This is a genomic window from Lacinutrix sp., assembly GCF_023299985.1.
Lineage (GTDB): Bacteria > Bacteroidota > Bacteroidia > Flavobacteriales > Flavobacteriaceae > Lacinutrix.
Genome location: NZ_JALZVX010000062.1, coordinates 1 through 9,174, shown reverse-complemented (window position 1 = coordinate 9,174; position 9,174 = coordinate 1). Strand labels below are relative to the sequence as shown.

Annotated in this window: 7 protein-coding genes; 2 read left to right on the top strand and 5 right to left on the bottom strand. The window is 31.4% G+C overall.

Features of this window, described 5'->3' with window-relative positions; all coding sequences use genetic code 11:
• On the bottom strand, nucleotides 1–2,190 hold a 2,190-nt coding region (locus Q0C58_RS03235), incomplete at its 3' end, for a S9 family peptidase (protein ID WP_290697461.1).
• Between the two features lie 180 nt (nucleotides 2,191–2,370).
• Between Q0C58_RS03235 and Q0C58_RS03230 the strand changes: the two genes are divergently transcribed.
• Both Q0C58_RS03230 and Q0C58_RS03225 read left to right on the top strand, forming a co-directional pair.
• Nucleotides 2,371–3,669, top strand: a complete 1,299-nt coding sequence (locus tag Q0C58_RS03230; RefSeq protein WP_290697459.1) for a hydroxymethylglutaryl-CoA reductase, degradative — start codon at nucleotides 2,371–2,373, stop codon at nucleotides 3,667–3,669.
• Entirely contained in the window at nucleotides 3,669–4,592 is a 924-nt protein-coding gene (locus tag Q0C58_RS03225; RefSeq protein ID WP_290697457.1) for a GYDIA family GHMP kinase, read from the top strand. The genes Q0C58_RS03230 and Q0C58_RS03225 overlap by 1 nt, the downstream gene beginning before the upstream one ends.
• 76 nt (nucleotides 4,593–4,668) lie before the next feature.
• On the opposite strand, the gene Q0C58_RS03220 is transcribed toward Q0C58_RS03225, so the two are convergent.
• The 4 genes from Q0C58_RS03220 to lptC form a co-directional block, all read right to left on the bottom strand.
• Nucleotides 4,669–6,813 carry a peptidylprolyl isomerase gene (locus tag Q0C58_RS03220; protein ID WP_290697455.1) on the bottom strand — a complete coding sequence of 715 codons (2,145 nt, stop codon included), beginning with the start codon at nucleotides 6,811–6,813 and terminating at the stop codon, nucleotides 4,669–4,671.
• A gap of 159 nt (nucleotides 6,814–6,972) precedes the next feature.
• Nucleotides 6,973–8,265: a hemolysin family protein gene (locus Q0C58_RS03215; protein ID WP_290697451.1), complete on the bottom strand. Its 1,293-nt coding sequence runs from the start codon at nucleotides 8,263–8,265 to the stop codon at nucleotides 6,973–6,975.
• Nucleotides 8,266–8,460, bottom strand: a complete 195-nt coding sequence (locus Q0C58_RS03210) for a hypothetical protein (RefSeq protein WP_290697449.1) — start codon at nucleotides 8,458–8,460, stop codon at nucleotides 8,266–8,268.
• Between the two features lie 70 nt (nucleotides 8,461–8,530).
• Nucleotides 8,531–9,085, bottom strand: coding sequence for an LPS export ABC transporter periplasmic protein LptC (gene lptC, locus Q0C58_RS03205; protein ID WP_290697447.1), 555 nt, complete (start codon nucleotides 9,083–9,085; stop codon nucleotides 8,531–8,533).
• Between the last annotated feature and the right edge of the window lie 89 nt (nucleotides 9,086–9,174).

The following is a 9,174-nucleotide window of genomic DNA, read 5'->3' as shown; positions in this document are numbered from 1 at the left end:
TTGAATTTTATCACCCAAAGTACGATCTATAAAATTGGTCATTTTTGTATATAAATGCTTGCGTGTATTTCCACCATAAATACCATGATTTTTGTCTGGATATATCATCCATTCAAATTGTTTATCGGCTTGAATTAAAGCTTCAACCATACGCATTGTGTTTTGCACATGTACATTATCGTCTCCTGTTCCATGAATTAGTAAAAAGTCCCCTTTTAATTTATCGACATGGTTTATTGGCGAATTATCATCATAACCACTTGCATTTTCTTGAGGCGTAGTCATGTAACGTTCTGTATAAATAGAATCGTAAAAACGCCAGCTTGTTACTGGTGCAACTGCAATAGCCATTTTAAAGACATCGTTTCCTTTAAATAACGCATTACTAGACATAAAACCACCATAGCTCCAGCCCCAAATTCCAATTCTAGACGCATCAATATAAGCACGTTGTCCTAAATTTTTAGCAGCTTCTATTTGGTCTTCAACTTCAAATTTACCTAATTCTTTTTGAGTGATTTTTTTAAAATCTGCTCCTTTTAAACCTGTTCCTCTTCCATCTACACAAGCAACAATGTAGCCTTTTTGAGCTAACATTTGGTACCAATAATCGTTAGAAGCATTCCAACGGTTGGCTACTTGTTGTGAACCTGGTCCAGAATATTGGAACATAAATAATGGATATTCTTTGGTAGCATCAAAATTTGCAGGTTTAATAATCCACATATTTAAATCGTTGCCATTTACACTAATAGTAGAAAATTCTTTTTTTGAAGTTTTAAATTCTGAAACCGTCTTTGCTAATGTGGCATTATCTTTTATACTTTTTACAACCGTTCCATTTAAAGCACTGTTTAATGTGTATTTAGGAGGTGTTGTTGCACTAGAAAATGTGTTAATAAAGTAAGTAAAGTCTGCACTAAAATCTGCGCTATTTGTTCCTGTATCTTTGGTTAAACGCACTTTATTTCTACCATTTAAATTAATAGAGTAAACATCTCGATTAATAGAACCATTCTCTACAGATTGGTAGTAAATATTATTTGTTTTAGCATCAAAACCATAATAGTTAGTAACCTCCCAATTGCCTTTAGTTACTTGATTTATTAATTTTCCTTTTTTACCGTAATGGTAAATATGATTGAAACCATCTTTTTCGCTAGTCCAAATAAAACTATTATCCTTTAAAAAAGTTAGATTATCTGTTACATCAACATAAGCTTTATCTTTTTCAGCGATAGCTATAGTTGCCTTATTTTTATTTGCATCTATTAGCCATAAATCTAGTTCGTCTTGATGACGATTCATATACTGCGCGCTCAAGATATTTGGGTTCTTAGACCATTTAATTCTAGGAATGTAAAAGTCTTTATAGGCTTTATCTAACTTTACAGCCTCAGTTTTATTCTTTTTTAAATCGTGAATATGCAAAGACACTACAGCATTTGCTTCTCCTGCCTTTGGATATTTAAAAACGGTTTGTGTCTGGTATAAATCTTTACCATAAACATCCATTGAAAATTCTGGAACATCAGTTTCATCAAAACGAATAAAAGCAATTTTATTACTATTTGCATTCCACTCGAAAGCACGAACAAAAGCAAATTCTTCTTCGTAAACCCAATCTGTAATACCGTTTATAATTTTATTTTTTACACCATCTGTAGTTAATTGAGTAGTTTTCCCGGAGGATAAATCTTTCACATATAAATTATTATTTAAACCATACGCTACTTTTTTTCCATCTGGTGAAAAGGTTGGTTCTTGAATTTTATCGTTAGAAATTGAAGATAACTCGTTTGTTTTTGTATTAAAAACAAAGTAATTAGCTAAAGTGGAACGTCTAAAAATAGACTCTTGGTTTGTTGCCAATAATACTAGTGACTCGTCATCGCTAAAAGTATAATCTGTAAAAAACTTGATGGCTTTAAGTTTTTTAGAACTTACTAGCGTCTTTACTTTTTCTAAAGTTTTATAATCGTAAATATCTATTGTAGTTGAGCCATTAGCTCTATCAAAATTTAAAACAGAATATTGTTGTCCATTCTGCATAGAATGTAAAGCATCTAATCTTTCGGTTCTAAAAGTACCATTAGACCATATATTGTCTAGACTAATAGATTTGTTTTGTGCTGTAGATAAAGTAGTTACTAATAAGCAGAAAATTGCTAAATATCTAGATAATATCATTAAGTGTGTTTTTTTGATAAAATAATGTCAAGTTTACTAAAAAATAAGCAAAAAACCCTAATTATTAACAGTTAATTCAGCCGAATTTAGATACAAAAGTGTTGGTTTAAAATTTGATTAAAGTAAGATTACATCAAAACAGACCTTATTTAGTATCTTCGCCAACATAATTTACACTTAATGAGCGCAACAATTTCTGGTTTCTCAAAACTATCTAAATCTCAAAAAATAGATTGGATTGTTAGTCACTATCTTTCAAATTCTGAAACTGCTAAACAAACCATCACGCAATATTTTAATGTAGATAGTAAATTACAACAGCTTCACGACGAATTTATAGAAAATACTATTTCAAACTATTATTTACCACTTGGTATAGCTCCAAATTTTGAAATAAACGGCAACGTTTATGCCATACCAATGGCTATTGAAGAAAGTTCTGTTGTTGCAGCTGCAAGTAATGCTGCTAAATTCTGGATGCAACGTGGTGGCTTTAAAGCAGAAGTGATTTCTACCACTAAAGTTGGGCAAGTGCATTTTATGTTTAATGGTAATGTTAAAGACTTAGAAGCGTATTTCAATACCATTAAGCCAAAACTAATTACAGATACAAAAGTAATTACTGCTAACATGGAAAAACGTGGTGGTGGTATTTTAGATATTGAATTACGAAACAAAACCAAAGATTTAAACAACTACTACCAATTGCATGCAACCTTTGAGACATTGGATGCCATGGGAGCAAATTTTATAAACTCGTGTTTAGAGCAATTTGCAAAAACGTTTAAAGCAGAAGCTGAAAAATACCTGAATGCTCCAATAGAAATTGTAATGAGTATTCTTTCTAACTATGTGCCAGATTGCTTAGTTCGCGCTCAAGTATCTTGCAAAGTTGAAGATTTAACACATAAAGGTATTTCTGGTAAAGCGTTTGCTGAAAAATTTGTTCGCGCTGTAAACATTGCAGAAATAGAACCTTATAGAGCTGTTACACACAATAAAGGTATTATGAATGGTATTGATGCCGTTGTACTTGCCACAGGAAACGATTTTAGAGCTGTTGAAGCTGGTATTCATGCCTATGCCGTTAAAAACGGAAAATACAGCAGTTTAACACATGCTAAAATTGAGAATGGCATATTTACTTTCTGGATGGAAATTCCGTTAGCATTAGGAACCGTTGGTGGATTAACAGGCTTGCATCCATTAGTAAAAGTAGCGTTAGATATTTTAGGAAAACCAACCGCAAAAGAGCTCATGCAAATTGTAGCAGTTGCTGGATTGGCACAGAATTTTGCTGCTTTACGCTCGTTAACGACTACGGGAATTCAAGAAGGACACATGAAAATGCATTTAATGAATATATTAAATCAATTTAATGCTTCAAAAGAAGAAAAGGAATCTATAGTCAATTATTTTAAAACCAACACTGTAACACATAGTGCTGTGGTTTCTGAAATTGAAAAATTAAGACAATAATGCAAACCTTCTACAGTCATGGAAAATTATTACTTACCGCAGAATATGTAGTACTTGATGGTGCAAAAGCTTTAGCTTTACCTACCAAATTCGGACAAATACTAACTGTAGAATCCATAGATGAACAAAAGATTATCTGGGAAAGTATTGATTGTAAAGGAACCGTTTGGTTTGAAGATGAATTAAATATTGCTAATAATGAGATTGCCACGTCGCAAAAAACTCCTCGCAATGACAACACTATTTCTAATCGTTTACTAGAAATACTAAAAGCAGCAAAAACACTAAATCCTGAGTTTTTAAACACTACAAAAGGCTACAAAGTAACAACTACATTAGAATTCGCTAATAATTGGGGATTAGGCTCTTCTTCTACACTTTTAAACAATATAGCACAATGGGCTAAAGTGGATGCTTTTGCGCTTTCTAACGCTACTTTTGGTGGTAGTGGTTACGATATTGCTTGTGCTCAAAACAACTCTGCAATAACCTATACATTAGAAGGCTCTAAACCTTTAGTTAAGCGTTTATCATTTAATAAAACGTTTACAGACCAATTGTTTTTTATGCATTTAAACCGAAAGCAAAATAGTCGTGACTCTATTAAAACTTACAGAGATAATAAGTCTAATATTGAAAGTGTTATTTTTAAAATAAACAATATCACCTCTAAATTGATTAACTCTAAAACTATTGAAGATTTTAATATGCTAATAGAACAACACGAAATTTTAATAGGTACAATAACAAAACAAACACCTATTAAAGAACGTTTGTTTAGCGATTATAAACACCAAATTAAAAGTCTTGGCGGATGGAATGGCGATTTTGTTTTAGTTACAGGTGAAAAAGAATATATAGAATCTTACTTTACATCTAAAGGCTACAATACAATAATTAGTTTTAAGGATATGATTTTGTAAAATTGGTTTTCTATTTTAAAGTAATAAAAAAGCCTCGCATTTGCAAGGCTTTTTTATTGTATGTAGTAGTTTAATTCTACTGTACTGTTTTAGCTCTATAATCTTCAATCTCTGATGCTTCTTTTAAAGCATTATATAATCTTGTATTAATTGCAGTCGATTTTTCTGTTGCTACTTGGTTTGCAGAAGACTGGTAATTATCTAACTTAATAGCTGCTGTCTTTTTAGTAACCTCTACCATGTAAACACCTTTTACTCCTGTTATTAACTTAGATGCTTGTCCTTGGTCTAAACCAAAAGCAGTACCAACAACTAATGGCTCTAAACCTGCTCCTGCTACTGTAGGATTCTTCATGTTTATAGCTGAAGCTGTTCTAACGGTTTGCGTTTCTGCAGTTGCAACATCTGCTAAAGTAGTAGCACTAATTCTTTCTTTTATTAATTTCGCTTTCTTTTCTTTTCTTATTTCTGGTAAAGCCGTTACAGATGCATCTTGAATGTTCATTAAACCAGCTTTATTTTTAGCAGTAATTTGAGCAACAATGTAGCCATTAGAAGTTTCAAATCTTTTTGTGTCTCCAACTTCACTATTATCTTCAAAAGTCCAACGCACTAAAGCTCTTAATGGTCCAACTCCAGGAATATTTTCGTCAAGTTCTTTAATTGTACTTACTGGATTAAGGCTTAAGTTACTTGCTTTTGCAGCATCTTTAAATTTTTGTTTATCAAGAGATACTTCAAAGTTTGTTGCGGTTCTAAATACTGCATTTTCTGTATCTACAGAAGGCTCAATAGTTCTTTCTATTGTTGCTACTTTGTATGCTGTATCTTCATTTTTCTTATCGTCTATTCTAATAATGTGGTAACCAAACTTAGTTGCAACCACATCGATAGCTCCTTTTTTATTGAAGAATAAAAAGTCTGCGAAATCTGGATCGAAAGATGCAGGATTATAATCTGTTAAACGAAACCATCCTATACTTCCATCTTTACCTTTAGAACCATCTGTATTAATATCGTTTGCTATTGCTGCATATTTAGCTTTGTTATTTCTAACTAATCTAAAAATACTATCTGCAGTTGCTTTTGCTTGTTCTTTAGTTTTAGTTGTTTCTGCAGTTGCTGCTTGAGATCCTACAAAAGGAATAAGAATATGGCTGGACTGTATAGAATCTGCTAGTACCTTTCTATCTAAAAGCTTCGTTATTTTATAACTTGAGCCATCCTTATAAGGACCATAAACCGAACCAATGTTTAATTTTGCAATACTATCTTTAACTCCGTTTGGAAAAGCAGAACCATATACATATTTGTCTGCAAATTTTACACCACCATCTGTCTCTGCATTAACTAAAGTAATAGCGTCTGCGTTGTTCATGTTTAAAAAACTAGGCGTTTTTTCGGTTTGTTTAGTTACTTCATTATAAATTTCTTTTCCATTTATAAATGAAACAAGTTGGTTTTTAAGTGTGTTTTCGTCTTCTAGAGATGGTACATTCTCAAATTTTACATATTGTAAATTTCTTGATGCCTCAGCTTCGTATTTGCTTTTATTTTTGTTAATGTAAGCCGTAATTTCAGAATTACTAACAACAACAGTACTGTCTGCAATAGACGTGTAAGGTATAGACACATATTTAATATCTACTAGATCGTTTTGTAGTTTGTGCTCTAATTCACCTTCTGCTAAAGTAGCATTAGATGCTGCTTTAATCATATTAATATAATTTTGCTGTAAAGCACCAGATGCCATAGCTTCTTCTCCTAAAACCCATCTGTTATAAAAATCTCTGTTAGGAGACTCCTTTAAATCTAAAATATATTGATTTAATAAAGACTCATCAAAAACACCTTCAGCATTTAAAAACTGAGGACTACTTGCGTAATTTTGTTTTAATATGTCACGCATTTGCTCTCTACCAACAGTTAGACCTAACTCGCTAAATTGAGATTCCATCACAGATTTTCTTACTTCTGCTTCGAAAACTTGATTCATAACTTGAGATTGCGTAGTATTTGGATTATTACGTGCTTCTACCTGAGCCATAAATGCCTGACGCGAAATGTCTTTTCCATTAATAGTAGCAACTACATCTGGAGATTTATTAAACAATGCATCTTTATTATCGAAAAGACTCGATAATATAAACGCGAATAGCGCTAATGCGATTACTAAAATTAGTACAACTGTTTTCTGTCTTATTTTATTTAAAATTGCCATCTGTAGATATAGATTGTATTTCTGTTATTGTTAAAATATAGTGGGCGAAAATACCATTTTCTATTTAATAATAAAAGCAGAAATTAGCAATAATTGTAGAATAGTTAAAATGAGTGGTGTTTTTGCTAAAAATCTCTTGATAATAGTACGATTTGTAACTTAATAGTCTGTTTTAACTTTTAGAGATACTAAATCTATTTTAGTGTTTGAGACCTCAAGAATTTTAAACTGAAAATGTTCTGTATTAACAATATCGTTTTTTTGAGGTATTTCTTCGGTATGATCGACAATTAAACCACCAAGTGTTTCGTAGTTTTCACCTTCTGGCAGGTTTAATTTATAGGTTTCGTTTAAATAATCGACTTCTAAGCGTGCAGAGAAAGTATAGTTTAAATCGTTTATTTTTTCTTCTCTCAATACTACTGTGTCGTGCTCGTCTTCAATTTCACCTAAGAGCTCTTCAACTATATCTTCAACAGTCATAATACCAGAGGTTCCACCATATTCGTCTAAAACAACGGCAATACTTTTACGTTTTTTAATTAGCACATTAAGTATATCGTTTGCTAACATGGTTTCTGGAACAAACTCTACTGGCATAACCATTGCCTTGATTGTTTTAGGTTTTTTAAACAACTCGAAAGCGTGTGCATAACCAACAATATCGTCTATCGTTTCTTTATAAATTAATATTTTAGACATTCCTGTTTCGGTAAACAGCTTGCTTAAATTAGCAACGGTATCGTTAATTTCTAAAGCCACAATCTCTGTTCGAGGAATCATAACTTCTCTTGCTTTAACCTCTGCAAACTCTAGTGCGTTTTTAAATATTTGAATTTCGGAATCAATATCATCATGTTCTTCCACAGATTCCATTTGCTCACTAATGTAATGACCCAACTCTACTTTTGAAAATGCTAGTTGTACTTGATCGCCTTCCGTTTTAAAAAACTTTTTAAGTACAAAATCTGAAATCCAAAGTACAAAACCAGAAATAAACCAAAACAACAAATAAAACAGGTAAGCTGGAAAAGCTAAAACCTTAATTAAGGTATTACTGTAAATTTGAAAGAATACTTTTGGAAGAAATTCTGCTGTAAATAATATTACTAAAGTTGAAATTATTGTTTGAGACAAAAGAACTAAGTCTACTAATAAATACTCTAAAACAGGATAGTTACCTACTAAAGATGTAAACCACTTTACTAATAAATCTCCCATAAAAAAACCATAAATAACAAGTGCTATATTGTTACCAATAAGCATTGTTGCTATAAATTTAGATGGTTTTGCTGTTAGTCTTTTAAGGATTTTAGCTAAAAAGTCGTCTTGCTTTTTTTCTATTTCTATATGAATTTTGTTAGCAGAAACATAAGCAATCTCCATTCCAGAGAAAAATGCCGATAGTAGTAACGACAGTATAATAATAACGATAACTACTGTTGTTGCCATTTATTGTTTATTGCTTCTGTCTTCATATTTTTTATGAAAATGTCTTCTAAAAAAAAACATAAATATTGCTAAAGCAAATAGAAACAAGGATAAATAAGCATGATTTCTATCTCCATTCCAGGTTCTTATGCAATCGTATAAAAAATAGATACCTGCGATAATATAAATGTATTGAGAAAATTTTAAGTATTTCATGTATAATATTAGTTGTAGTAAAGATATATAAAAAATTAAAGTACACTATAATTAATAATACAAGATTGTATTATTCGTCAATTAAAAAATAACCACTTATCTCTAAAACTTCTGCTTTAGTAAAATCGCGATCAGAATCGAAACCTTTACCTCTTGTGTCAAAGCCTTCAGCCTTATATCTTACAGGTGAATTAGTAAACAACCACTCTTTTTGCTGGTCGAAAAACAATTGATCTGCAAACAAACTATCACCTTCGTGAGTAGAGACCACAACATTACCTTGCATATCTATAACGTCTGTTTCGCTATAAATAATAGCATAATCTGAAACTATTGTTGTTTTAAAATTTTGCTCATCAAAAATATGCAGTGTAACACCTTCTGGAAATTCTGAATATGGAAATTTTCTGTTTTCAAAATCCAACAACTTTGGGCTAATTAAATTAGCAACCACACGTCCAGAATCTGTTCGCTTTGCATTAACCTCTATACCTATACCTTGTGGTTCGTTTTCACTAACGCCTATTTTATTTACTTCTTTAAAGTTATTTGTACAAGAAAAAAACAGAGTCATAGCTAATGCTATGACTCCGTTTTTAATATTATATAACTTTTTAAAGTTCATTAATCAATTTTTGGAACGTTAATGCTTCTACCTATCCAACATCCAATTTTAATTGTTTTTCCAGACATACCAGCTTTAAAAATTTCTGG

Bases quoted from the DNA above. Each gene is read 5' to 3' on its own strand.
- Q0C58_RS03230 (WP_290697459.1), top strand. From the start codon at position 2,371: ATGAGCGCAACAATTTCTGGTTTCTCAAAACTATCTAAATCTCAAAAA.
- Q0C58_RS03225 (WP_290697457.1), top strand. From the start codon at position 3,669: ATGCAAACCTTCTACAGTCATGGAAAATTATTACTTACCGCAGAATAT.
- Q0C58_RS03220 (WP_290697455.1), bottom strand. From the start codon at position 6,813: ATGGCAATTTTAAATAAAATAAGACAGAAAACAGTTGTACTAATTTTA.
- Q0C58_RS03215 (WP_290697451.1), bottom strand. From the start codon at position 8,265: ATGGCAACAACAGTAGTTATCGTTATTATTATACTGTCGTTACTACTA.
- Q0C58_RS03210 (WP_290697449.1), bottom strand. From the start codon at position 8,460: ATGAAATACTTAAAATTTTCTCAATACATTTATATTATCGCAGGTATC.
- lptC (WP_290697447.1), bottom strand. From the start codon at position 9,085: ATGAACTTTAAAAAGTTATATAATATTAAAAACGGAGTCATAGCATTA.